This is a genomic window from Pseudomonas pharyngis, from assembly GCF_021602345.1.
Classification (GTDB): Bacteria; Pseudomonadota; Gammaproteobacteria; order Pseudomonadales; family Pseudomonadaceae; genus Aquipseudomonas; species Aquipseudomonas pharyngis.
In genome coordinates, this window is sequence record NZ_BQID01000011.1 from 99,107 (window position 1) to 124,772 (window position 25,666).

Annotated in this window: 21 protein-coding genes; 11 read left to right on the forward strand and 10 right to left on the reverse strand. The window is 60.8% G+C overall.

Annotated elements, in window-relative coordinates; translation table 11 throughout:
* Window positions 1-317: 317 nt before the first annotated feature.
* The 8 genes from L6D74_RS21925 to L6D74_RS21960 all read left to right on the forward strand — a co-directional run bounded on the left by L6D74_RS21925 (window position 318) and on the right by L6D74_RS21960 (window position 13,111).
* Window positions 318-914 carry a superoxide dismutase gene (locus tag L6D74_RS21925; protein ID WP_003227660.1) on the forward strand — a complete coding sequence of 199 codons (597 nt, stop codon included), beginning with the start codon at window positions 318-320 and terminating at the stop codon, window positions 912-914.
* Between the two features lie 354 nt (window positions 915-1,268).
* The gene (locus tag L6D74_RS21930) at window positions 1,269-3,320 is read left to right on the forward strand and encodes a putative bifunctional diguanylate cyclase/phosphodiesterase (RefSeq protein ID WP_039765890.1); all 2,052 of its coding nucleotides are present in this window, start codon (window positions 1,269-1,271) and stop codon (window positions 3,318-3,320) included.
* A gap of 195 nt (window positions 3,321-3,515) precedes the next feature.
* Window positions 3,516-4,862, forward strand: a complete 1,347-nt coding sequence (locus tag L6D74_RS21935) for an imelysin family protein (RefSeq protein ID WP_236190354.1) — start codon at window positions 3,516-3,518, stop codon at window positions 4,860-4,862.
* A 277-nt stretch (window positions 4,863-5,139) separates the two neighbouring features.
* Window positions 5,140-6,567: a di-heme oxidoreductase family protein gene (locus L6D74_RS21940; RefSeq protein ID WP_236190355.1), complete on the forward strand. Its 1,428-nt coding sequence runs from the start codon at window positions 5,140-5,142 to the stop codon at window positions 6,565-6,567.
* 26 nt (window positions 6,568-6,593) lie between these two features.
* Entirely contained in the window at window positions 6,594-7,658 is a 1,065-nt protein-coding gene (locus L6D74_RS21945) for an imelysin family protein (RefSeq protein ID WP_085647264.1), read from the forward strand.
* A gap of 14 nt (window positions 7,659-7,672) precedes the next feature.
* A complete protein-coding gene (locus L6D74_RS21950) occupies window positions 7,673-8,773 on the forward strand; it encodes a DUF1513 domain-containing protein (protein ID WP_236190356.1) in 1,101 nt (366 codons plus the stop codon).
* Between the two features lie 146 nt (window positions 8,774-8,919).
* Window positions 8,920-10,068 carry an efflux RND transporter periplasmic adaptor subunit gene (locus L6D74_RS21955; protein WP_085647262.1) on the forward strand — a complete coding sequence of 383 codons (1,149 nt, stop codon included), beginning with the start codon at window positions 8,920-8,922 and terminating at the stop codon, window positions 10,066-10,068.
* Window positions 10,069-10,081: 13 nt separating this feature from the next.
* On the forward strand, window positions 10,082-13,111 hold the full coding sequence (locus tag L6D74_RS21960) for a multidrug efflux RND transporter permease subunit (RefSeq protein ID WP_236190357.1): 3,030 nt from the start codon (window positions 10,082-10,084) through the stop codon (window positions 13,109-13,111).
* A gap of 64 nt (window positions 13,112-13,175) precedes the next feature.
* On the opposite strand, the gene L6D74_RS21965 is transcribed toward L6D74_RS21960, so the two are convergent.
* The 5 genes from L6D74_RS21965 to colR form a co-directional block, all read right to left on the reverse strand.
* Window positions 13,176-13,403: a hypothetical protein gene (locus L6D74_RS21965; RefSeq protein ID WP_011335717.1), complete on the reverse strand. Its 228-nt coding sequence runs from the start codon at window positions 13,401-13,403 to the stop codon at window positions 13,176-13,178.
* Window positions 13,404-13,405: 2 nt separating this feature from the next.
* Window positions 13,406-14,119, reverse strand: coding sequence for a lipopolysaccharide kinase InaA family protein (locus L6D74_RS21970; RefSeq protein ID WP_236190358.1), 714 nt, complete (start codon window positions 14,117-14,119; stop codon window positions 13,406-13,408).
* Between the two features lie 4 nt (window positions 14,120-14,123).
* Window positions 14,124-14,792: a class I SAM-dependent methyltransferase gene (locus tag L6D74_RS21975; RefSeq protein WP_011335719.1), complete on the reverse strand. Its 669-nt coding sequence runs from the start codon at window positions 14,790-14,792 to the stop codon at window positions 14,124-14,126.
* Window positions 14,793-14,954: 162 nt separating this feature from the next.
* Window positions 14,955-16,229: a sensor histidine kinase gene (locus L6D74_RS21980; RefSeq protein ID WP_064599121.1), complete on the reverse strand. Its 1,275-nt coding sequence runs from the start codon at window positions 16,227-16,229 to the stop codon at window positions 14,955-14,957.
* Window positions 16,219-16,902, reverse strand: coding sequence for a two-component system response regulator ColR (colR, locus tag L6D74_RS21985; RefSeq protein ID WP_007953224.1), 684 nt, complete (start codon window positions 16,900-16,902; stop codon window positions 16,219-16,221). Before colR ends, L6D74_RS21980 begins: the two co-directional genes overlap by 11 nt.
* 203 nt (window positions 16,903-17,105) lie before the next feature.
* Between colR and L6D74_RS21990 the strand changes: the two genes are divergently transcribed.
* Together L6D74_RS21990 and L6D74_RS21995 are read left to right on the forward strand one after the other, a co-directional pair.
* Window positions 17,106-19,055 (forward strand): LTA synthase family protein, encoded by a 1,950-nt coding sequence (locus tag L6D74_RS21990; protein WP_236190359.1) that lies wholly within the window; start codon window positions 17,106-17,108, stop codon window positions 19,053-19,055.
* 51 nt (window positions 19,056-19,106) lie between these two features.
* Window positions 19,107-19,850, forward strand: a complete 744-nt coding sequence (locus L6D74_RS21995; protein ID WP_236190360.1) for a phosphatase PAP2 family protein — start codon at window positions 19,107-19,109, stop codon at window positions 19,848-19,850.
* A gap of 75 nt (window positions 19,851-19,925) precedes the next feature.
* Here the strand turns inward: L6D74_RS21995 and groL are convergent, their stop codons facing one another.
* The 4 genes from groL to L6D74_RS22015 form a co-directional block, all read right to left on the reverse strand.
* Complete coding sequence (groL, locus tag L6D74_RS22000) at window positions 19,926-21,572, reverse strand: chaperonin GroEL (RefSeq protein WP_039765873.1); 1,647 nt, start codon at window positions 21,570-21,572, stop codon at window positions 19,926-19,928.
* Between the two features lie 49 nt (window positions 21,573-21,621).
* Entirely contained in the window at window positions 21,622-21,915 is a 294-nt protein-coding gene (locus L6D74_RS22005) for a co-chaperone GroES (RefSeq protein ID WP_003227685.1), read from the reverse strand.
* A 259-nt stretch (window positions 21,916-22,174) separates the two neighbouring features.
* Window positions 22,175-22,651: an FxsA family protein gene (locus L6D74_RS22010; protein ID WP_039765871.1), complete on the reverse strand. Its 477-nt coding sequence runs from the start codon at window positions 22,649-22,651 to the stop codon at window positions 22,175-22,177.
* Window positions 22,652-22,716: 65 nt separating this feature from the next.
* A complete protein-coding gene (locus L6D74_RS22015; protein ID WP_236190361.1) occupies window positions 22,717-23,448 on the reverse strand; it encodes a HugZ family pyridoxamine 5'-phosphate oxidase in 732 nt (243 codons plus the stop codon).
* Window positions 23,449-23,608: 160 nt separating this feature from the next.
* Between L6D74_RS22015 and L6D74_RS22020 the strand changes: the two genes are divergently transcribed.
* A complete protein-coding gene (locus L6D74_RS22020; RefSeq protein WP_011335726.1) occupies window positions 23,609-24,367 on the forward strand; it encodes an SDR family oxidoreductase in 759 nt (252 codons plus the stop codon).
* 68 nt (window positions 24,368-24,435) lie between these two features.
* On the opposite strand, the gene apbC is transcribed toward L6D74_RS22020, so the two are convergent.
* Window positions 24,436-25,530, reverse strand: a complete 1,095-nt coding sequence (gene apbC, locus L6D74_RS22025; RefSeq protein ID WP_064383825.1) for an iron-sulfur cluster carrier protein ApbC — start codon at window positions 25,528-25,530, stop codon at window positions 24,436-24,438.
* Between the last annotated feature and the right edge of the window lie 136 nt (window positions 25,531-25,666).

Genomic DNA, 25,666 nt, shown 5'->3' on the forward strand with positions numbered 1-25,666 from the left:
ATTGCGCTTTACGGGGGGCCGGCCCTTCGGGTTGGAGCTGTGATCGTGCCAAGCGGCGTTGCGGGACTCGAAGAGGCAAAAAGCATCCTCTTCGTCCCGCGCCTTGCTTGGCACGATCACAGTTCCAACGCGATCCGTCATTTAACGAGGGCATCCCCTTGAACCTCTATCCCACACAGTTGTTGCGTGGTTAAGCCGCACCCCCGGTGCTATGATCCGAACCCTGCGCCGCAAAGAGTAAAAACTCGCCGGTGCATTTCTGGCCGCCCGTGATCGGCCTTGCGCTCACCGCAACAGACCTGATTAGGAGAATCATCATGGCTTTCGAATTGCCGCCGCTGCCTTACGCACACGATGCCCTGCAGCCGCACATTTCCAAGGAAACCCTGGAATTCCACCACGACAAGCACCACAACACCTACGTCGTGAACCTGAACAACCTGGTGCCAGGCACCGAGTTCGAAGGCAAGACCCTGGAAGAGATCGTCAAGACTTCCTCGGGCGGCATCTTCAACAACGCCGCTCAGGTCTGGAACCACACCTTCTACTGGAACTGCCTGGCGCCAAACGCCGGCGGTCAACCAACCGGCGCACTGGCTGAAGCCATCAACGCGGCTTTCGGTTCGTTCGACAAGTTCAAGGAAGAGTTCAGCAAAACCTCGATCGGCACCTTCGGTTCCGGCTGGGGCTGGCTGGTGAAAAAGGCTGACGGTTCCCTGGCCCTGGCCAGCACCATCGGCGCCGGCAACCCGCTGACCAGCGGCGACACCCCGCTGCTGACCTGCGACGTCTGGGAACACGCTTACTACATCGACTACCGTAACCTGCGTCCTAAGTACGTCGAGGCGTTCTGGAACCTGGTCAACTGGAAGTTCGTGGCCGAGCAGTTCGAAGGCAAGACCTTCACCGCTTAAGCTGCACGCCAGACAAAAACCCGGCTTTGCCGGGTTTTTTTATACCTGCGGAAATAATCGTGAGTGCGTTGCATCACAAACAAGGCTTTTTCCCACACCTGAAGCAGCCCTTCTCGCCTTGCTCCCAAGCCACGGCGAACTAACATCAAAAGAGGAAAAATTGTCCGACGTCCCTCAAGTTGGAGACCGAAACTACCGACACAGTACAACCAGGGCAAATACTCCAGACAGCAGCATTTCGGCCAAGGCCACGGACAAATTTTCCGCGGCTCGATTGTCCCTTTGACTGCCAACACGGGATTGCCAATACTCATGGCAACTTGACGCTACCCGCACGGAACAAGGAATAACCCTTTGAAGCTGGAACTCAAGAACAGCTTGTCGGTGAAGTTGCTCCGGGTCGTGCTCCTGTCGGCATTGATCGTCGGCGTGGTCTTGAGCTGCGCGCAGATCGTGTTCGATGCCTATAAAACACGCCAGGCCGTCGCCGGCGATGCCGAGCGCATCCTCGACATGTTCCGCGATCCCTCCACCCAGGCGGTCTACAGCCTGGACCGGGAGATGGGCATGCAGGTGATCGAAGGCCTGTTCCAGGACGACGCTGTGCGTCAGGCGTCCATCGGCCATCCCAACGAAGCGATGCTCGCGCAAAAGTCGCGTGAGCTGCAGCAATCCAACAGCCGCTGGCTGACCGACCTGATCCTCGGCCAGGAACGCACGTTCACCACCCAGCTGGTGGGGCGCGGGCCGTACAGCGAATATTACGGCGACCTGAGCATCACCCTCGACACCGCCACCTACGGTCAGGGTTTCATCGTCAGCTCGGTGATCATCTTCATTTCCGGTGTGTTGCGCGCCCTGGCCATGGGCCTGGTGCTGTATCTGGTCTATCACTGGCTGCTGACCAAACCGCTGTCGCGGATCATCGAGCACCTCACCGAGATCAACCCGGACCGCCCCAGCGAACACAAGATCCCGCAGCTCAAGGGTCACGAAAAAAACGAACTGGGGATCTGGATCAACACCGCCAACCAGCTACTCGAATCCATCGAACGCAATACCCACCTGCGCCATGAAGCGGAAAACAGCCTGCTGCGCATGGCCCAGTACGATTTCCTCACCGGCCTGCCGAATCGCCAGCAATTGCAGCAGCAGCTGGACAAGATTCTGGTGGATGCCGGCAAGCTGCAACGGCGGGTCGCCGTCCTTTGCGTAGGTCTGGACGATTTCAAAGGCATCAACGAACAATTCAGCTACCAGACCGGTGACCAGTTGCTGCTGGCCCTGGCTGACCGGCTTCGTGCCCACAGCGGTCGCCTCGGCGCCCTCGCCCGTCTCGGTGGCGACCAGTTCGCGCTGGTGCAGGCCGATATCGAACAGCCTTACGAAGCGGCGGAGCTGGCGCAAAGCATCCTCGATGACCTGGAAGCCCCGTTCGCCCTTGATCATCAGGAGATCCGCCTGCGCGCGACCATCGGCATCACCTTGTTCCCGGAAGACGGCGACAGCACCGAGAAGCTGCTGCAGAAAGCCGAGCAGACCATGACCCTGGCCAAGACCCGCTCGCGCAACCGCTATCAGTTCTACATCGCCAGCGTCGACAGTGAGATGCGCCGCCGTCGCGAGCTGGAAAAAGACCTGCGCGACGCCTTGCTGCGCGACCAGTTCTACCTCGTCTATCAGCCGCAGATCAGCTACCGCGATCATCGCGTAGTCGGGGTCGAGGCCCTGATCCGCTGGCAGCATCCGGAACACGGCCTGGTGCCGCCGGACCTGTTCATCCCGCTGGCGGAACAGAACGGCACCATCATCGCCATCGGCGAATGGGTGCTGGATCAGGCCTGCAAGCAACTGCGCGACTGGCACGATCAGGGCTTCGTCGACCTGCGCATGGCAGTCAACCTGTCCACCGTGCAACTGCACCACGCCGAGCTGCCACGGGTGGTCAACAACCTGTTGCAGATGTACCGCCTGCCGCCACGCAGCCTGGAGCTGGAAGTCACCGAAACCGGCCTGATGGAAGACATCAGCACCGCCGCCCAGCACCTGCTGAGCCTGCGCCGCTCCGGCGCACTGATCGCTATCGACGATTTCGGCACCGGCTATTCCTCGCTGAGTTATCTCAAGAGTCTGCCGCTGGACAAGATCAAGATTGACAAGAGCTTCGTCCAGGACCTGCTGGATGACGACGATGATGCGACCATCGTTCGCGCCATCATCCAACTGGGCAAGAGCCTGGGCATGCAGGTGATCGCCGAGGGCGTGGAAACCGCCGAACAGGAAACCTACATCATTTCCGAAGGCTGCCACGAAGGTCAGGGCTACCACTACAGCAAACCGCTGCCGGCGCGCGAGTTGGGCATTTATCTCAAGCAGGCCCAGCGCAGCAACGCGGCCATCCTCTGAAACGTGCCTGCCAGGCCCGACGCAACCCGGGTTCTGCCGGGCATCAACCTGGCTGTTGACCCAGCGCATACCCCGCGCAAATAAGAAATATTTCCAGCTACAACCCTTTACACATAATGCGAAAGATTTGCATTATGTCGCAGTTTTGCGCACCCCCGCGCCTGTCCACTCAATCACCGAAGCAGGATGTTCGCCATGATTCGTATGCCTCTGGCTACCGCCAGTCTGCTGGCCATCGCTATTTCCCTCGCCGGTTGCGGCGAAGGTAAAGACAAAGAAAAGGCCGCCGCTCCTGCGCCGACTCCGGCTGCGAGCACCGCTGCACCGGCTGCGCCTGCTGCTGCCGGTAAAGTCGACGAGGCCGCCGGCAAAGCCGTTGTCTCGCACTATGCCGACATGGTCTTCGCCGTTTACAGCGATGCCGAATCCACCGCGAAAACCCTGCAAACCGCCATCGACGCGTTCCTCGCCAAGCCGAACGCCGACACCCTGAAAGCCGCCAAGGCTGCCTGGGTCGCCGCCCGCGTTCCTTACCTGCAGAGCGAAGTGTTCCGCTTCGGCAACACCATCATCGACGACTGGGAAGGTCAGGTGAACGCCTGGCCTCTGGACGAAGGCCTGATCGACTACGTCGACAAGTCCTACGAGCACGCACTGGGCAACCCGGGTGCCACCGCCAACATCATCGCCAACACCGAAGTACAGGTCGGCGAAGACAAGGTCGACGTCAAGGACATCACCCCGGAAAAACTCGCCAGCCTGAACGAGCTGGGCGGTTCCGAAGCCAACGTTGCCACCGGCTACCACGCCATCGAATTCCTGCTCTGGGGCCAGGACCTGAACGGCACCGGCCCTGGCGCTGGCAACCGTCCACCGTCGGACTACCTGGAAGGCAAAGGCGCAACAGGCGGTCACAACGACCGTCGTCGTGCCTACCTGAAAGCCGTGACCCAGCTGCTGGTCAGCGACCTGGAAGAAATGGTCGGCAACTGGAAGCCGAACGTGGCCGACAACTACCGCGCCACCCTGGAAGCCGAACCGGCTGAAAGCGGCCTGCGCAAGATGCTGTTCGGCATGGGCAGCCTGTCCCTGGGCGAGCTGGCCGGCGAGCGCATGAAGGTGTCCCTGGAAGCGAACTCCCCGGAAGACGAACAGGATTGCTTCAGCGACAACACCCACAACTCGCATTTCTACGATGCCAAGGGCATTCGCAACGTTTACCTGGGCGAGTACACCCGCGTCGACGGCACCAAACTGACCGGCGCCAGCCTGTCGTCGCTGGTGGCCAAGGTCGACCCGGCTGCCGACACCGCGCTGAAAGCCGATCTGGCTGCCACCGAAGCCAAGATTCAGGTCATGGTCGATCACGCCAACAAGGGTGAGCACTACGATCAGTTGATCGCGGCCGGCAACACCGCCGGCAACCAGATCGTGCGCGACGCCATCGCTTCGCTGGTCAAGCAGACCGGTTCGATCGAAGCCGCAGCCGGCAAGCTCGGCATCAGCGACCTGAACCCGGACAACGCTGATCACGAGTTCTGATCAACGCTGTCTGACTGAAAAAGGCGACCTTCGGGTCGCCTTTTTTATTCCTGCCATACACAAAACCCGTGGGAGCGAGCCTGCTCGCGAAAGCATTTTCTGCTTCAACACTTTCAGAAAGGCGAATGCCACAATCGCTAGCAGGCTAGCTCCCACAAGGGTTTCAGCGATCCTTCACAATTGCCGCAAATCAAGCAAACGATAATTCCTCTTATTCAAACCCCCTCGCCCTGTTAGACTTTGCGCCTTTAAATTCGCCCCTCTTGCAGGAAGTCTGATGCCCTCGCTGCCTCTTCGCTTGTCCGCACTGTTTCTGGCCCTGGGCCTGAGTGCCTGCGATGACGCCCCGCGTTTCACCAAGGCCGAGCCGGGTGAAGCCCGTTCCGGCGGCGCGGCGACCGTGCGCAAGAGCGATCAGAACGCGTTTTCCCTGCCGTCGGCCAATCTGCCGCCGTCGCGCCGGGTGGACTTCAGCGTCGGCAACAGTTTCTTTCGCAGCCCGTGGGTGATCGCGCCGTCGACCACCACCGCCCGCGATGGCCTCGGCCCGCTGTTCAACACCAACGCCTGCCAGAACTGCCACATCAAGGACGGCCGCGGCCATCCGCCGACGCCGGATGCGGCCAACGCGGTGTCGATGCTGGTACGCCTGTCGATTCCCGATGCGCCGCAGTACGCCAAATTGATCGAGCAGGTCGGAGTGGTGCCCGAGCCAGTCTACGGCGGCCAGTTCCAGGACATGGCCGTGCCGGGCGTCGCGCCGGAGGGCAAGGTGCGGGTCGATTACACGCCGGTGCCGGTACGCTTCAAGGACGGCACCGAAGTCGAGTTGCGCAAACCGGTCCTGCAGATCACCCAGCTCGGCTATGGCCCGATGCACCCGGACACACGTTTCTCGGCCCGTGTCGCGCCGCCGATGATCGGCCTGGGCCTGCTCGAAGCGATCCCGGAAGAAGCGATCCTCGCCAACGCCGCCGCGCAGGCCAAAGAGAACAACGGCATCAACGGCCGGCCAAACCGGGTCTGGGATGACGCGCAGCAAAAGACCGTCATGGGGCGATTTGGCTGGAAAGCCGGCCAACCAAACCTCAATCAACAAAATGTTCACGCGTTCTCTGGTGATATGGGCCTGACCACCAGCCTGAGACCGTTTGATGACTGCACCGACGCGCAAACCGCCTGCAAACAGGCGCCGAACGGCAACGGCCCGGACGGCGAACCGGAAGTCAGCGACAACATCCTGCGTCTGGTGCTGTTCTACAGCCGCAACCTCGCCGTTCCCGCCCGCCGTGGCGTCAACGATGAGCAGGTGCTGGCCGGCAAGAGCCTGTTCTTCCAGGCAGGCTGCCAGTCCTGTCACACGCCGAAATACACCACCGCCGCCAATGCCGCCGAACCTGAACTGGCCCATCAAGTGATTCGCCCGTACAGCGATCTGCTGCTGCACGACATGGGCGAAGGCCTCGCGGACAACCGTACTGAATTCCAGGCCTCCGGCCGCGACTGGCGCACCCCGCCGCTGTGGGGCATCGGCCTGACGCAAACGGTCAGCGGCCACACCCAGTTTCTGCATGACGGCCGCGCCCGCAATCTGCTCGAAGCCGTGCTCTGGCATGGCGGCGAAGCGAAAGCGGCGCAGCAACAGGTTTTGTCTTTCAACGCCGAGCAGCGTGCCGCGCTGCTGGCGTTCTTGAACTCACTTTAAACACTTGAACGAATCGGGAGCCCGACATGTTCCGTCCCAAGCTGTTGTTCACCAGCCTTGCCGCACTGGCCCTCGGCGCGTGCTCGCCGCAGGATCCGCAAGCCGTCACCTCGGCGGCCATCGCCAAATCGGTGATCCTGCCGACCTACACCCGCTGGGTCGAAGCCGACAAGCAACTGGCCGTCAGCGCCCTCGCCTACTGCCAGGGCAAAGAGTCGCTGGACACCGCCCGTGCCGACTTCCTGCATGCGCAGAAAGCCTGGGCCGAGTTGCAACCGCTGCTGATCGGCCCGCTGGCCGAGGGCAACCGCTCGTGGCAGGTGCAATTCTGGCCGGACAAGAAAAACCTGGTCGGCCGTCAGGTCGAGCAACTGGTCACCGCGCAGCCGCAGATCGACGCCGCCGCACTGGCCAAGTCCAGCGTTGTGGTGCAAGGCCTGTCCGCTTACGAGTACATCCTGTTCGACGCCAAGCCTGACGTCGCCAACGTCGCGCAGAAAGCCAAATACTGCCCACTGCTGGTGGCCATCGGCGAGCGTCAGAAACAACTGGCCGAAGAGATCCTCAGCAGCTGGAACAACACCGACGGCATGCTCGCGCAGATGAGCAAGTTCCCGAACCAGCGCTACGCCGACTCCCACGAAGCGATCGCCGATCTGCTGCGGGTTCAGGTCACCGCCCTCGACACCCTGAAGAAAAAACTCGGCACGCCGATGGGCCGCCAGAGCAAGGGCGTGCCTCAGCCGTTCCAGGCCGATGCATGGCGCAGCCAGTCGTCCATGGAGGCGCTGGAAGCCAGCCTCGCAGCGGCCAAAACCGTCTGGGAAGGCGTCGACAACAAAGGCCTGCGCGGCCTGCTGCCGGCGGAGCAGAAACCGTTGGCGGACAAGATCGATGCAGCCTACGCGGCGTCGCTCAAACTGTTCGGCAGCACTCAGCGCTCGCTGACCGAAATGCTCAACGATGACGCCGGTCGCCAGCAGCTCAACGATATCTACGACAGCCTCAACGTCGTCCACCGCCTGCACGAAGGCGAGCTGGCCAAGGCGCTGGGCATTCAACTGGGCTTCAACGCCAACGACGGTGACTGATGAGGGCACGTGCCATGCTGCGACGCCAGGCTCTGACTTTAGGTAGTTTGCTGCTGGGAGCAGTGACACTGGGCGGCTGGACGCTGTTCAAACGCAAGGACCAAAGCCCGCTGCTGTTGTCGGCGCGGGACGACACCGACGGCAAGCATTACGCCGTCGGTTATCGACTGGACGGCACCCAGGTGTTCGCCACCGAAGTCGGCCAGCGTTGCCACGACATCATCAATCACCCGACGCTGTCGATCGCGCTGTTCGTCGCCCGCCGGCCGGGCACCGAGAGCTACCTGATCGACCTGCGCAACGGTGGATTGCTGCAAACCGTGACGTCGCAGCCGAACCGGCATTTCTACGGCCACGCGGTGATCCACCACAGCGGTGACTACCTGTACGCCACCGAAAACGACACCACCGATCCGGGCCGTGGCCTGCTCGGGGTGTACAAGTTCGAAGGCGAACGGCTGGTGCACAGCGGCGAGATCTCCACCCACGGTCTCGGCCCGCATCAGGTGTCGTGGATGCCCGACGGTGAAACCCTGGTGGTGGCCAACGGCGGGATCCGCACCGAGGCCGAAAGCCGGGTCGACATGAACCTCGACGCCATGGAGCCGAGCCTGGTGCTGATGCAACGGGACGGCACCCTGCTGAGCAAGGAAACCCTCGCCCAGCAGATGAACAGCGTGCGCCACCTGGGGATCGCCAGCGACGGTACCATCGTTGCCGGCCAGCAATTCATGGGGCCTTCCCACGAGCGTTCGGAGCTGCTGGCGATCAAACGTCCCGGCCAGCCATTCGTGGCGTTCCCGGTGCCGGAGCATCAGTTGCAGTCGATGGGGCATTACACCGCCAGCGTCGCCGTGCACAGCGACCTGCGTCTGGTGGCATTGACCGCACCGCGCGGCAACCGCTTCTTCATCTGGGATCTGGACAGCGGCGAAGTGCGCCTCGACGCCCCGTTGCCCGACTGCGCCGGCGTCGGTGCGGTGAAGGACGGGTTTGTCGTGACCTCCGGTCAGGGACGTTGCCGCTACTACGATTGCCGCCAGGATGATCTGCTGGCCAAACCGCTGGATTTGCCCGCAGGGCTCTGGGACAACCATCTTCATCTGATGGCCTGAAATTCGCCGCCGACCGCTCGGTCGGCGGCCCCGCTTTTCTCCACCGTCCTCCCTTACACCCGGTAAAACTGGCAGTTGGAATCCCTGCCGGACTCGGGGTAATGTGCCCGCCTGTCTCGCCTGATTTTCTCCAAGGAACTGGAAATATGCTGCGTCGCCGCATGCTGATCATGTTAGGTGTTGTACTGCTGATCGTTCTGCTTCTCGCCGGTTACAAAGCCTTCTCGATCTATACGATGATCCAGGGCTTTTCCAAACCGAAGCCGCCGATCAGCGTCGCCGTGGCCACGGCCGTCGAGCGCCCGTGGCAGATGCGTCTGCCCACTGTCGGCACGCTGAAGGCCTTGCAAGGCGTCGACCTGAGTCTGGAGAACGCCGGCACCGTCACCGAGCTGAAGTTCGAATCGGGGCAGAAGGTCAAGGCCGGCCAACCCTTGCTGCAACTGGACAGCGCCGTCGAAGCCGCCTTCCTCGAAACCGCCAAGGCCGATCTCGGCCTCGCGCAGCTGGATTACGGTCGCGGCAGCCAGCTCGTCGGCAGCAGCGCCATCTCCAAAGGCGAATTCGACCGGCTCTCGGCGCAGCTGCAAAAGAACAAGGCCACGGTCAATCAACTCAATGCGGCACTGGCCAAAAAACGCATCGTCGCGCCCTTCAGCGGCACCATCGGCATCCGCCTCGTCGACATCGGCGACTACCTCGCCAGCGGCACCAAGATCGCCACTCTGCAGGATCTGAGCAGTCTCTACGCCGACTTCTACGTGCCCGAACAATCGGTGCCGAAACTGGCCCTCGGTCAGCCGGTGCAGATCACGGTCGCGGCGTATCCCGGCCAGCATTTCACCGGTGCCATCAGCGCCATCAACCCGATCGTCGAAAGCACCACCCGTAACATCCTCGTGCGCGCCACCCTGGCCAACCCCGATGGCAAGTTGCTGCCGGGCATGTTCACCAGCATCGAGGTGCTGCTGCCGGATCCGCAGAAACACATCGTGGTCCCGGAAAGCGCGATCACTTACACCCTCTACGGCAACTCGACGTACGTGGTTACCCAGAAAAAAGCCGAAGACGGCACCGTCGAGAAAGACGACAAGGGCCAACCCGTGCTGATCGCCGAGCGCAGGTTCGTCGAGACCGGCGAACGCCGCGATGGCCAGGTGATGATCAACAAGGGCGTGCAGAGTGGCGAACAGGTGGTGACGGCCGGCCAGATCAAACTGGACAACGGCGCCCACATTGCCATCAGCGATGACAAGACCCTCGGCGAGCAGAACAGTCCGCCCCGCGCCGACTGATCAAGGAAACCCCATGGCCTTTACCGATCCGTTCATCCGCCGCCCGGTGCTCGCCACCGTGGTCAGCCTGCTGATTGTGCTGTTGGGCTTCCAGGCCTGGAGCAAATTGCCGTTGCGCCAGTACCCACAAATGGAAAACGCCCTGATCACGGTGACCACCGCGTACCCCGGGGCCAACGCCGAAACCATCCAGGGCTACATCACCCAGCCGATGCAACAGAGCCTGGCCAGCGCCGAAGGCATCGACTACATGACCTCGGTCAGTCGCCAAAACTTCTCGGTGATTTCGATCTACGCACGCATCGGCTCCAACAGCGACCGTTTGTTCACCGAATTGCTGGCCAAGGCCAACGAGGTGAAGAACAAACTGCCCCAGGACGCCGAAGATCCGGTGCTGAGCAAGGAAGCCGCCGACGCCTCGGCACTGATGTACATCAGCTTCTTCAGCAAGGAGCTGAACAACCCGCAGATCACCGACTACCTGTCGCGGGTGATCCAGCCGAAACTGGCGACCCTGCCGGGCATGGCCGAAGCGGAGATTCTCGGCAACCAGGTGTTCGCCATGCGCCTGTGGATCGACCCGGTGAAACTCGCCGGCTTCGGGCTCAGTGCCAGCGACGTGACCAATGCGGTGCGCCAGTACAACTTCCTCTCCGCCGCCGGCGAAGTGAAAGGCGAGTACGTGGTCACCAGCATCAACGCCAACACCGAACTGAAGTCCGCCGAAGCCTTCGGCAAGATTCCGCTCAAGGTCAGCGGCGACAGCCGGGTGCTGCTCAGCGATGTGGCGCGGGTCGAGATGGGCGCGGAGAACTACAACTCGATCAGTTCATTCGGCGGTACGCCCTCGGTATACATCGGGATCAAGGCTACGCCCGGGGCCAACCCGCTGGAAGTGATCAAGGAAGTGCGCAAGATCATGCCGGAGCTGGAAGCCCAGCTGCCGCCCAACCTCAAGAGCGAGATTGCCTACGACGCCACGCTGTTCATCCAGGCGTCCATCGACGAAGTGGTGAAAACCCTGTTCGAGGCGATGCTGATCGTGATCGTGGTGGTGTTCCTGTTCCTCGGCGCCCTGCGTTCGGTAGTGATTCCGGTGGTGACCATTCCGCTGTCGATGATCGGCGTGATGTTCTTCATGCAGATGATGGGCTACTCGATCAACCTGCTGACCCTGCTGGCGATGGTGCTGGCCATCGGGCTGGTGGTCGACGACGCGATTGTGGTGGTGGAAAACATCCACCGGCACATCGAGGAAGGCAAGACACCACTGGAAGCCGCGCTCGAAGGCGCCCGGGAAATCGCCATGCCGGTGGTGTCGATGACCATCACCCTCGCGGCGGTGTACGCACCGATCGGTTTCCTGACCGGGCTGACCGGGGCGCTGTTCAAGGAGTTTGCGTTGACCCTGGCCGGGGCGGTAGTAATCTCCGGCGTCGTCGCGCTGACCCTGTCGCCGATGATGTGCGCCATGCTGCTGCGCCATGATGAAAACCCCACGGGCCTGGCCCATCGACTGGACCGGATTTTCGACAGCCTCAAGCGGCGCTATCAGAGCATGCTGCACGGCACGCTCAATACCCGGCCGGTGGTACTGGTGTTTGCGGTGATCGTGCTGTGCCTGATTCCGGTGCTTCTCAAGTTCACCAAGTCGGAACTGGCGCCGGACGAGGATCAGGGCATCATTTTCATGATGGCCAACGCCCCGCAGCCGACCAACCTCGATTACCTGAACACCTACACCGACGAGTTCATCAAGATCTTCAAGGAGTTCCCGGAGTACTACTCATCGTTCCAGATCAACGGCTATAACGGCGTGCAGAGCGGCATCGGCGGCTTCCTGCTCAAGCCCTGGAACGAGCGCAGCCGCACGCAAATGGAAATCCTCCCCGAGGTGCAGGGCAGACTCGAGGGCATTCCGGGCCTGCAGATCTTCGGTTTCAACCTGCCATCCCTCCCCGGTACCGGTGAAGGTCTGCCGTTCGAATTCGTGATCAACACCGCCAACGACTACGAGCTGTTGCTGCAAGTGGCCGACCGGATCAAGAAGCGCGCCATGGAGTCGGGCAAGTTCGCCTTCGTCGACCTTGATCTGGCTTTCGACAAACCCGAAGTCGTGGTCGACATCGACCGCGCCAAGGCTGCGCAGATGGGCGTGTCGATGCAGGATCTGGGCGGCACCCTCGCGACCTTGCTCGGCGAAGCCGAGATCAACCGGTTCACCATCGAAGGCCGCAGCTACAAGGTCATCGCCCAGGTCGAACGGGCCTACCGCGACAACCCGGACTGGCTGAACAACTACTACGTGAAAAACACCCAGGGCGAACTGCTGCCGCTGTCGACCCTGATCACCGTCACTGACCGCGCGCGACCGCGACAGCTCAACCAGTTCCAGCAACTCAACGCGGCCAAGCTGTCCGGGTTCCCGCTGGTGAGCATGGGCGAAGCCATCGACAGCGTGTTGCAGATCGCCCGGGAAGAAGCCCCGGCCGGTTTTGCTTTCGATTACGGCGGCGCCTCCCGGCAGTTCGTCCAGGAAGGCAGCGCGCTGTGGGTGACCTTCGCGTTAGCGCTGGCGATCATCTTCCTGGTGCTGGCGGCGCAGTTCGAAAGCTTCCGCGATCCATTGGTGATTCTGGTGACCGTGCCGCTGTCGATCTGCGGGGCGCTGATTCCGCTGTTCCTCGGCTGGTCGAGCATGAACATCTACACTCAGGTCGGGCTGGTGACGCTGATCGGGCTGATCAGCAAGCACGGGATCCTGATCGTCGAGTTCGCCAACCAGCTGCGCAAGGAGAAGGGCCTGACACCCCGCGAGGCGGTGGAGGAAGCAGCGGCTATTCGTCTGCGCCCGGTGTTGATGACCACGGCGGCGATGGTGTTCGGCATGGTGCCGCTGATCGTGGCCACCGGCGCCGGTGCGGTCAGCCGCTTCGACATCGGGACGGTGATTGCCACAGGGATGTCGATCGGGACGCTGTTTACGCTGTTTGTCCTGCCATGCGTTTACACCCTGCTGGCGAAACCCGATCCCAAACCATGACGCAATAAAAAAGGCCTCGCATCAGCGAGGCCTTTGGCTCTTGTAGAAAGAGATTTCAATCGATTCAACTCTGCGGCCTCATCCCTTGAGAAAGTCCGAACATGAACAGCAATAGATCATGATCGGGTTGTGTGGCCACGGCGGCTTTCGCCACCCGTGGCATCGGGCAATGCGGATCACTGGCCGATGCGCCAATGACCTGCATGCGTGGCTGTTCCCAGGCCGCCACCGCCAATGATGCAACTGCCAAGGCTCCTACCAGAAACAAACCTCGTGCAATTTCTAGTTTCATCGCTATAAACCTTTGATAGCGCTGCCAAACGCCGTCTCATAAAAGTAGACGAGTTTTTTCCAGTCCGTAGCGCTGAACGACGAGTGGCGGCGCAGTTGCTTCATGTCATGGGCGGCCGCGCGATGAGCGGTCAGACGCTGACGGCACTTTTCCAGATCGATCAGGGCGACTTCGACCTTCGCCGATTCACCTTCGCCCGTCACCCGCACAAACACGTGTTTGATGTAGATGCAGCTGTGCTGCCAACGGCCCTTGTGCATGCGTGCCAGGTTTTCGGCGAGGTCCTTGAGCACGCGTTCATAGACGGCTTCGCCATATTGCTCACGACCGCCGGCGGCCTTCCATTGCTCAAACTCCTGAAAGCCGTCGAGGGATTTGGTCACCAACAGCGCGCGCCAATTGAATTTCGGATCGGGCTGCGCACCACAGAACACGATTTCAGGAACACGAACCCCGAGACGGGAAACCCCGGTCAGCGCATCCAGTTCACGCAACACGGTAGGCCGCCCGAACGGGTGCCGCCAGCTGCGATAGATATGTCCGGTCTGGCGCTTGGCATACAGCAGTTGACCATCGCGCCCCACCACCCGCTGCACACCACTTTCGCCACCACGACGCACATTGGGTTCTTCCACCCACTCACCGCGCTGGTTCCAGTAGTAGTCGAAGCGATCCTCGGGAGCGACTTCCGCTTCTGCTGCAAATTGCACTGCCATCCTCTTACCTCTTGCGTAATACGTAGACTCGCCACATGGCATAGAGCGGAATAAAGTCCAGTTGTTCCTGGATCCGGAATCCTGCTTCTTCGAATTCCTTTTCAACCGTTGCGGCCGGTAACACAAATCGATTCTGGTAACCTTCCTGCCCACGCTTGCGCTCGGCGCGCTTGCGTTTCCAGGCCTTGAAATTGCCGTCCACCCACAGCGAAATGATTACGCTGTCCCGGGTGACACGCTCGAACTCGCGCAGAATCGCCCGGCGGTGCTCGGCTTCGCCGATGTGATGCAGCAGTCGCATGCAAAAAATGCTGTCGACGGCGTTATCAGGCAAGGCAATGTCGAACGCAGATGTGTGCAAGGGTTGTACCCGTTTCACCACATCCGCCGGTTGTGCCTGCATGGCGGTCTTGATCATCGACTCGGAGTTGTCCGCCCCGATGATCACCCGATTGGGTTTTTCCGCCAGCAGTGGCCAGAAACGTCCAGCACCGCATGGCAGGTCCAGCACCAGGCCCGGCTCGCCAACAAGGGTCAACGCCTTGCGGGCCAACTGCTGATCTCGCCAATTGGACAAACGACGCCCCAGACCGTCCTGATGTTTACGCAGGTACTTCTGCGCATGGTTGTCGTCGTATTTTTCGGAAAAATCGAGCTTGATCGGGCCGGCCATCACCAGGACTCCTGAAATTACTGATGACGTCACCTTAAGCAGCGGCGTGTCAGCGTCAGGTCATCCCTTTGTGAAAAAAACGTCATGTAAACCGGCAAACTATTTCAAGGTTATACAGGATTTAGACAGGTTGGAGGCACTCTCGTGTCAGATGCACCGCTTTCAGCGCTTGCCCAGATCCACCTCGAAACGGCAGCCATTAGGCTCCATCGTGCTCAAAGTGACACTCCAGCCCTGGTTCTCGCAGATGCGTTGAACCAGTGACAGACCCAATCCCAGCCCTTCTCCGCGTTTTTCGTTGCCGCGCACAAAAGGCTGGAACATCGCCTCGCGCTTTTCCTCGGGAATGCCGACGCCCGAATCCTCGACCACGAATCCGTTGGCATTGAGGGTCAAGCGAATGAATCCCTGTTCGGTGTAGTGCAAGGCGTTACGCAACAAGTTGCCCATCACGGCATTGAGCAGTGTCGCGTTGTAACGGGTATCGGGCGGATTGCCCGGTTCGAAAATCAGCTGCAAGCCCTTGGATTCGATGGGCTCTCGCCAGAGGCACAGCAAACTGTCAGCCACTTGCGAGAGGCTTTGCTGGGGTGCCGCGCCGGCGTCTTCACGTTGGGCGCGAGCGAGCATCAGGAAGGTCTGTACCAGCTCACGCATCTCTTCACTGGCCCGCGCAATGCGCTGAACCTGAGCCTTGCCGCGCTGATCGATGCCCGGATTTTCCAGCAGCAGCTCACAAGAGCTGGCCAGCACCATCAACGGCGTACGCAATTCGTGACTGACGTCGCTGGTAAACAAGCGCTCCCGCGTCAGTGCCTGACGCAATCGCCCAAGTGTCGCGTCGAACGCCACCGCAAGCTCGCCCACCTCGTCCGCCGCGTAGTCGGGCGCCAGCGGAGGTGCCAGTCCGAGCAACTGATCGCGATGGCGCACCTGACGCGCCAGCCGCACCACCGGGGCCATCACCTTGCGGGCCAGCACCCAGCCGAGGAACACCGCCAGTGCCAGACTGAGCACGAAGCCCACCAGCACCACGGCGAACAATACGCGCTCGCGCTCTTCGAAATCGCTTTGATCCTGCAGGAGCACATAACGCCGACCATCAACGATCTCGACCATTGCGTGATACGACAGCTGCTCGCGAAAGACTTCATGGAAACCTGAATCCAGGTGTCGCAGGTCCTTGGGCAGCTCGAAATCCCCCGGCCCGCCACTGAAATAAAACAACTGATCCGGTTCTGGTCGATGGCTCCAGTCCGAGACGTTGTCCATCAACAGCAGGCGTTGCAGGTCGCCGCCCAGCCCGGCGGAAATCAGTTTTTCCTCGACCAGGTGCACGGTCGCGACGATGCCCATGGCAAACGCCCCAGCTACCAGCGCGCTCATCAGCGCAAAGGCGATGATGATCCGCTGGGCAAGGCTTTGCTTAAACTCCATCGCGGCCCTCGGCCAAGCGGTAACCCACGCCATGCACGGTGTGCAGCAATGGCTTGGCGAATGGTTTGTCGATCACCTGGCGCAATTGGTGAACATGGCTGCGCAGGCTGTCGCTGTCCGGGCAGTCATCGCCCCACAGCGCTTCTTCGAGAATTTCCCGACGCAGGACATGCGGGCTCTTTTGCATCAGCACCGCCAGCAGTTTGAGGCCGACCGGGTTGAGCTTGAGCAATTTGCCTTCGCGGGTCACTTCGAGGGTATCGAGGTCATAGCTCAGATCTCCGACCTGCAGGGCACGACGGCCGCCGCCTTGGGTGCGGCGCATCACAGCTTCGACCCGGGCCGCCAGTTCCGACAGCGCAAACGGCTTGACCAGATAATCGTCGGCACCGGACTTGAAGCCCTGCAAGCGGTCATCGAGCTGATCGCGGGCGGTGAGCATGATCACCGGCGTATCACGACGGGCGTCTTCGCGCAGGCGCTTGCACAGGGTGTAGCCGTCGATCCCCGGCAGCATGATGTCGAGCACGATCAGGTCGTAATGCTCGGTGGCGGCCAGATGCAGCCCCGACAGACCGTCCTGGGCGCAATCGACGGTGTAGCCTTTGAGCCCCAGGTAATCGGCCAGATTGGCCAGGATATCGCGGTTGTCTTCGACCAATAGAATTCGCATGGGCACCTCCTCCGTACACGGTAGCGGCCGTCTTGGCCCGCGCAGCTTACGGCCATCGCCGACTCACGGCTAGGGCGGCAAGCAGCACAAATCCAGTCTTTCAACCAAATTCATTCGTTAACAAGTTTTTCACTATCGGTTCACAACCTGACTACAGTGACAACGCGAGACTCTCGCGCCATTAGATATAAGGAATGTAGACAATGGACTTCTTCAAGACGGCGCCTGTGCGCTTTCTGCTGCTGGTCACCGGCGCCTGGCTGGTGGTGTTTCTCCTGACCCGAACCGTGCTGTTGCTGACTCATCTGGATGAGGCCGGCGGCGTCGCGCTTTCCATGTTCGGCATCGGCTTGCTGTATGACCTGGGCTTTCTCGCCTATGCCGCGCTGCCGATGGGCCTGTATTTACTGCTGTGTCCGCCGGCCTTGTGGCGCCGGCGCGGTCATCGCTGGTTCCTTCAGGGACTGTTGACCGTCAGTCTGTTCGCCATGCTGTTCACCTCCGTGGCCGAATGGCTGTTCTGGGACGAGTTCGGTGTGCGCTTCAACTTCATCGCCGTCGACTATCTGGTGTACTCCGATGAAGTCTTGAATAACGTGCTGGAGTCCTACCCGATCGGCACGTTGCTGAGCATTCTTGCGCTGCTCGCCGTGGCATTGAGTTTCGTGTTGCGCAAACCTTTCAACGCGGCGCTGGACGCCCCGTTGCCGCCACTGCGCGGTCGCCTGCTCAATGCCCTCGGTCTGTTGGTGGTGGCGGGACTGAGCCTGCAACTGCTCAGTCAGGACGCGCCGCGCGCTCAGGGCGGCAACGCCTATCAGAATGAACTGGCGAGCAATGGCCCGTATCAGTTCTTCGCCGCGTTCCGTAACAACGAACTGGACTATGGCCAGTTCTACAGCAGTCTGTCGCCGGAAAAAGTCGCCGGCCAGATACGTGCTGAATTGAGCGAACCCAACGCGCGCTTCATCGGCCAGGATCCACAGGACATCCGCCGGGTGATCGACAACCCGGGCACTGTGCGAAAACCGAACATCGTGCTGGTCACCATCGAAAGCCTGAGTGCCAAGTACCTGGGCAGCAACGGCGATGAGCGCAACCTGACACCGAATCTGGATGCCTTGCGCAAGCAGAGCCTGTACTTCAACAATTTCTACGCCACCGGCACCCGCACTGATCGGGGCCTGGAAGCCATCACGCTGGCCATTCCGCCGACGCCCGGCCGTTCGATCGTCAAGCGCATCGGCCGCGAAAGCGGCTTCGCCAGCCTCGGCCAGCAGCTCAGCGCCGTCGGCTACGACAGCGTGTTCGTCTACGGCGGACGCGGTTATTTCGACAACATGAACGCGTTCTTCAGCGGCAACGGCTACCGCGTCGTCGATCAGAGCAGCGTCGATGAATCGGAAATTCACTTCAAGAATGCCTGGGGCATGGCCGACGAGGATCTGTACAAGCAGACCCTGAAGCTGGCCGATGCCGATTACGCCAGGCAGCAGCCTTTCCTGTTGCAACTGATGACCACCTCCAACCACCGCCCTTACACCTATCCGGACAATCGGATCGACATCAAGTCCGGCAACGGTCGCGATGGCGCGGTGAAATACACCGACTACGCCATCGGCCAGTTCCTGGAGCAGGCGCGACAGAAACCGTGGTTCGACAATACGATCTTCATCTTTGTAGCCGATCACACCGCCGGCAGCGCGGGCAAGGAAGACTTGCCGATCAGCAACTACCAGATCCCGCTGTTCATCTATGCACCGAAGCTGATCGAACCACGGGAAAACGCGCAACTGGCCAGCCAGATCGATCTAGCGCCAACCCTGCTGGGGTTGCTGAACCTGGATTACCAATCGACGTTCTTCGGTCGCAACCTGCTGCAGGACAACCCGCTGCCACCGCGAGTCGTGGTCGGCAACTATCAACATCTGGGACTGTTCGACGGGAAGGATCTGGCGATTCTCAGCCCGCGCCAGGGCCTGCGCCGGCATGACGATGCGCTGACCGAAAGTCGCGAGTCCAGGGCCGGCAGCGACGACCCGCTGATCAGCCGCGCCATCACCTATTACCAAACGGCCAGTTATGGCTTCAAGCAACAGCTGCTTGGCTGGAAAGCGCCCAGGGAGGGCGCCGAGCAAGTCAGCGAACGTTAATCGAAGCGCCCCGGGCTGATGCCCCGGGGCGTTTCCCGCTCTGGATATGTCATGTCATCAAGCGTTGTACGCCCTGCCCCTCGCCCACTGAATTTCTGGTTGTGCCTGGGGATTCCCGCCGTGGCGGCCGTCATTCTGGTGTTGCTGGAGCTGACCGATCTGGACATGGATCTGGCCCGGCTTTTCTATGACCCGGCTGCCGGTGACTTCATTGGCCGTCACAGCTACTTCCTGGAAAACATCCTCCACGACCGCGCCAAACAAGTGGTGATCGCCTTTTCGGTGTTTGCTATCCTCGGGTTCATCGGCGCGTTTTTTATCGAGCGGCTCAAACCGTTCAAGCGTGAGCTGGGCTGCCTGGTGTTGTCGCTGGGTCTGGCCACCTCTTTCGTCACGCCGGTGAAAGCGGTGACAGCGGTGCAATGCCCCTGGAGTCTCGAACAATTCGGCGGCCACGAAACCTACAGCAAACTGCTGGAGCATCGCCCGCCTACCGACAAGCCCGGTCGTTGCTGGCCGGGTGGTCATGCGGCTACAGGTTTTACCTTGTTTGCGCTGTTCTTCGTGCTGCGTGACCGTCGCCCGCGGCTGGCCCGTCAGGCGTTCATCTTTGCCTTTGCACTGGGGTCGGTGTTTTCGATCAGCCGGATGATGCAGGGCGCGCACTTCTTTTCTCATAACGTTTGGACGGCGATCTTCTGCTGGCTGATCTGTCTGGGCTCGTATTACTGGATTCTGTATCGCCCGGCAGCCAAGACCCCGGCCACGACTCTGGTACAACCGGCCAACGCCTGAACCCTGAAACGCGGGCAATAAAAAACCCCGTCTGCTCTCGCAGACGGGGTTTTTCGTTACAGGAGTAAGGCTGGCTTACATCATGCCGCCCATGCCACCCATGCCGCCCATGTCTGGCATACCGCCGCCAGCTGCACCTTCTTTCTTCGGTGCGTCAGCAACGGCAGCTTCGGTGGTCAGGATCAGACCGCCAATAGAGGCTGCAGCTTGCAGAGCCGAACGGGTCACCTTGGTTGGGTCCAGGATGCCCATTTCGATCATGTCGCCGTACTCGCCGGAAGCAGCGTTGTAACCGAAGTTACCTTTGCCGTTCTTCACTTCGTTGACGACTACGCTTGGCTCGTCACCGGAGTTGGCAGCGATCTGACGCAGCGGCGCTTCGACAGCGCGACGCAGCACAGCGATACCGACGTTCTGGTCAGCGTTGTCGCCGGTCAGTTCGGTCAGGGCTTCCAGAGCACGGATCAGCGCAACGCCACCGCCAGGTACCACGCCTTCTTCAACGGCTGCGCGGGTTGCGTGCAGGGCGTCTTCAACGCGGGCTTTCTTCTCTTTCATTTCAACTTCGGAACCAGCGCCAACCTTGATCACTGCAACGCCGCCGGACAGCTTGGCCAGACGCTCTTGCAGTTTTTCACGGTCGTAGTCCGAGGAAGTCTCGGCAACCTGGGCACGGATCTGAGCGATGCGGGCTTCGATGTCGCCTTGAACGCCAGCACCGTCGACGATGATGGTGTTTTCCTTGGACAGGGTGACGCGCTTGGCGTTGCCCAGGTGTTCCAGGGTGGTGCTTTCCAGGCTCAGGCCGATCTCTTCGGAGATCACGGTACCGCCCGTCAGAACGGCGATGTCCTGCAGCATGGCCTTGCGACGGTCGCCGAAGCCTGGAGCCTTGACGGCTGCGACTTTAACGATGCCACGCATGTTGTTCACAACCAGAGTCGCCAAGGCTTCGCCTTCAACGTCTTCGGCCACGATCAGCAGTGGACGGCCGGCTTTGGCAACGGCTTCCAGCACTGGCAGCATTTCGCGGATGTTCGAGATCTTCTTGTCGACCAGCAGGATCAGCGGGCCGTCGAGCTCGGCGACCATGGTGTCCGGCTTGTTGACGAAGTACGGGGACAGGTAGCCACGGTCGAACTGCATGCCTTCTACAACCGACAGTTCGTTTTCCAGGCCCGAGCCTTCCTCAACGGTGATCACGCCTTCTTTACCGACTTTTTCCATGGCTTCGGCAATGATGTCGCCGATGGAGTTGTCGGAGTTGGCGGAGATGGTGCCGACCTGAGCGATGGCCTTGGTGTCAGCGCATGGCTTGGACAGGGCTTTCAGTTCTTTGACGATCGCGATGGTCGCTTTGTCGATACCGCGCTTCAGGTCCATCGGGTTCATGCCGGCAGCGACGGCTTTCAGGCCTTCGTTGACGATCGACTGAGCCAGAACGGTAGCGGTAGTAGTACCGTCACCGGCGTCATCGTTGGCACGGGAGGCAACGTCTTTGACCAGCTGCGCGCCCATGTTTTCGAAGCGATCTTCGAGTTCGATTTCCTTGGCGACGGAAACGCCGTCCTTGGTGATGGTCGGAGCGCCGAAGCTCTTCTCGAGGATCACGTTACGGCCTTTCGGGCCCAGGGTCGCTTTTACCGCGTCAGCCAGAACGTTGACGCCTTTGAGCATCTTGGAGCGAGCGGCATCGCCGAACTTAACTTCTTTAGCAGCCATGATCGATATTCCTTAAATACTTTGTAGTAGCGGGAAAATGAGCGGGGTATCAGCCTTCCAGTACAGCGAGAATCTCGTTCTCAGCCATTACCAGCAGGTCTTCGCCGTCGACTTTCACAGTGTTGCTGCCGGAGTAAGGACCGAACACAACCTTGTCGCCGACTTTAACGGCCAGCGCACGCACTTCACCGTTTTCCAGAGTCTTGCCTGGACCTGCAGCGACGATCACACCGTGGTTGGCCTTTTCAGCAGCCGAACCTGGCAGGACGATACCGCCAGCGGTTTTCTTTTCTTCTTCGCTGCGACGGATGACGACGCGGTCATGCAGAGGACGAAGCTTCATTGTCGATCTCTCCTAATTGTGGTTTTCATCGGCCGGTGTAGTCCCGGCGGGTTTAACGAATCCGGCCTGCGCCGGTTGCGGCTCGTCGAGCGAACCGCGGAAGTCTGTCCGACTCAAAATGTCGGAAACCTTTCGGTGACCGATACATAAGGGCGCATAAGCTTATTACAAGGGCTGGGGACAAAAAATTTTCATGCGGCTGCATGAATTCGTGCCATAAACGAACACGGCACCCGAAGGTGCCGTGTCGATGCAGAATTTACTTGCTGTCGCGGTGTTCGAACTCGCCTTCGATCACATCGCCTTCACGGCCAAGAGGCTGGCGCGGCGCGGGACCGCCGCGAGGTTGCAGGTCATCGGCGAAAGCTCGCTGGCGCATGGCCTGCTCTTCAGCGCGCTGGCGCATTTTGTTGGCGACCAGCCGACGACTGAACGGCAACAGCAGCACCAGACCGACCACGTCGCTGATGAAGCCTGGCAGGATCAACAGGCCACCGGCCAGGGCCAGCATCAGGCCTTCGAGCATGGTTTGCGCAGGCAGTTCGCCGCGGTTCAGGCTTTCACGGGCACGCAGTGCAGTAGCCAGCCCGGCGACGCGCAGCACGAACACGCCGAACATCGAGCCGAGAATGATCAGCAGCAGGGCCGGGAAAAATCCGATCGAACCTGCCACTTTGACGAATACGAACAGCTCCAACACCGGGAACAGCAGAAAGAGCAACAAAAAAGGGCGCATCAAAGTTTCCTCAACGCAAGAAATGCCTTGCAGTAAGCCTTAGATGACGTCGCCCTTTCGTGAATTCAAGCGTCGGCCAGCGCATTTTTTGGCCAGACCTCGGCGCGAGCCAGAGAAACCAAGGCCTCGCGCACTTGTATCGGCGTATGACAGGGCGCTTGAAACGGCAGCCAGTACAGCGCTTGACCGATGCGCAGGTGCATGCCTTCGGAGTCGATCCCGGCCATTTGTGCGGGAACGGTTTTCGGCAGCCCGGCGAGGTCCACGTAATGGGCGATGGCCTTGGCGTGGTCGCTGTTCATGTGCTCGACCATGCTGATTTCGGCCTTGCCGGCGAACGGGTTGGCCAGTGTCAGTTGGTCGACCCAATGGATCGCACCAAAGCCGCCTATATAGCGGTGGCGTACCGGCTTGAGCACCCAGAAATCGAAGTCGTGGGCCTTGTGGTAATTCTGCGAATCGGGAAAGTAGCGGTAGTAACGCTCGGCGGCGGCTTCGATGGCGGCCGCGTCTTCGAGTTTTTCCGCCTCGGCCAGATAGGTCAGGCGACCAACGGCTTGCACATCGTCAGCCTCGCGCTCGCCCACCAGCAGCGAACATTTCGGATCTTTCTGCAGATTGTGAGTGTGCTGGGCGATGCGGCTGATCAGGATCAGCGGCCGGCCCTGGTCGTCCAGGCAGTAGGGAACCACAGAGCCGAACGGAAAACCGGGCATCGATCTGGAGTGGGTCGACAGCACGCCACGGTATTCCTTGAGAAGCAATTCTCGGGCATTCTTAGCCGCTTCAACGCTCAATTTATGACTCCTTAAATAGAATCCGTCGACAAAACGGACAGGCGCATGGGTTTTGTCCCACTCGCCATCGGGCAGTTCTCATGTGCAACAGGCTGCTGGCCGGTGCAGATCGAGAGGCTACCTGTAAGGACCACTCTGACCTGCTCTCGGGGGCATGCGAATGCAACTCAACGACAAAGTAATCATTATCACTGGCGGTTGCCAAGGCTTGGGCCGCTCGATGGCCGAGTATTTCGCGGGCAAGGGCGCGAAGCTGGCGCTGGTCGACTTGAACCAGGAAAAACTCGACGACGCGGTCGCGGCCTGCAAGGCCAAGGGTGTCGAGGCGCGCAGCTATCTGTGCAACGTCGCCAACGAAGAGCAGGTGACGCACATGGTTGCCCAGGTCGCCGAAGACTTCGGCGCGATCCACGGCCTGATCAACAACGCCGGGATCCTGCGCGACGGCCTGCTGCTCAAGGTCAAGGACGGCGAGATGACCAAGATGAGCCTGGCCCAATGGCAGGCGGTGATCGACGTCAACCTGACCGGCGTGTTCCTCTGCACCCGTGAAGTGGCGGCGAAAATGGTCGAGCTGAAGAACAGCGGCGCGATCATCAACATCTCGTCGATCTCCCGCGCGGGCAACGTTGGCCAGACCAACTACTCCGCCGCCAAGGCCGGCGTCGCTGCGGCAACCGTGACCTGGGCCAAGGAACTGGCGCGCTACGGCATTCGCGTGGCCGGTATCGCGCCGGGCTTCATCGAAACCGAGATGACCCTGGGCATGAAACCCGAAGCGCTGGAGAAAATGACCTCGGGCATTCCGCTCAAGCGCATGGGCAAACCGGAAGAGATCGCCCATTCGGCGGCGTACATCTTCGAGAACGACTACTACACCGGCCGGATTCTGGAGATGGACGGCGGGTTGCGCATCTGACCTCTGTCGCGCAATGAAAAACGCCCCGGTGCACAGGCACCGGGGCGTTTTTGTTTAAACCACAGCCATCAATCGTCGCTGATGGTGATGTTCGGCATTGCCGGCGACGCCGCTTCCTGCAGCACGATCCGCGCGCCGACGTGGCGGGCCAGTTCCTGATAGACCATGGCGATCTGGCTGTCCGGCTCGGAGATCACCGTCGGCTTGCCGCCGTCGGCCTGCTCGCGGATCAGCATCGACAGCGGCAACGAGGCCAGCAGCTCGACGCCGAACTGGGTCGCCAGCTTCTCGCCACCGCCCTCACCGAACAGATGCTCGGCATGCCCGCAGTTCGAGCAGATGTGCACGGCCATGTTTTCCACCACGCCCAGCACCGGAATGTTGACCTTGCGGAACATCTCCACGCCTTTGCGTGCGTCGAGCAGCGCCAGATCCTGCGGCGTGGTGACGATCACGGCGCCAGCCACCGGGACTTTCTGCGCCAGGGTCAGCTGGATATCGCCGGTGCCTGGCGGCATGTCGATCACCAGATAATCCAGGTCGCCCCACGCGGTTTGCGTGACCAGTTGCAGCAGCGCGCCGGAGACCATCGGCCCGCGCCAGACCATCGGCGTGTTGTCATCGGTCAGGAAGGCCATCGACATGACTTCCACGCCATGGGCCTGCAGCGGCACGAACCACTTCTGATCCTTGACCTGCGGGCGGGTGCCCTCGGGAATGCCGAACATGATGCCCTGGCTCGGGCCGTAGATATCAGCGTCGAGAATCCCGACCTTCGCGCCCTCACGGGCCAGCGCCAGTGCCAGGTTGGCGGCGGTGGTGGATTTGCCCACCCCGCCCTTGCCCGACGCAACGGCGACCACGTTCTTGACATTGGCCAGCCCGGGAATCTGCGCCTGGGCCTTGTGCGCGGCGATCACGCTGTTGACCTCGACCTTCGCAGTCACCACGCCGTCGAGGTTTTCGATGGCCAGTTGCAGCAATTGCGCCCAGCCGCTCTTGAACAGACCGGCGGCATAGCCGATTTCCAGCTGCACGCTGACGCGATCGCCGGTGATTTCGATGTTGCGCACGCAACCGGCGCTGACCGGATCCTGGTTCAGGTAAGGGTCGGTGTATTGGCTGAGGACGGCTTCCACCGCTGCGCGAGTGACGGCACTCATGGGCAACTCCGATAACAAGACTGGGAAAAGATGGCGGGTATCCTACCCCTTCTGTCCTCCGGACGGCATGCCCGGCAACGATTTGCAGAGGTGAAATATCTTTCCCGGCGCTTTATAGTGGCCGACCTCCGTTTCA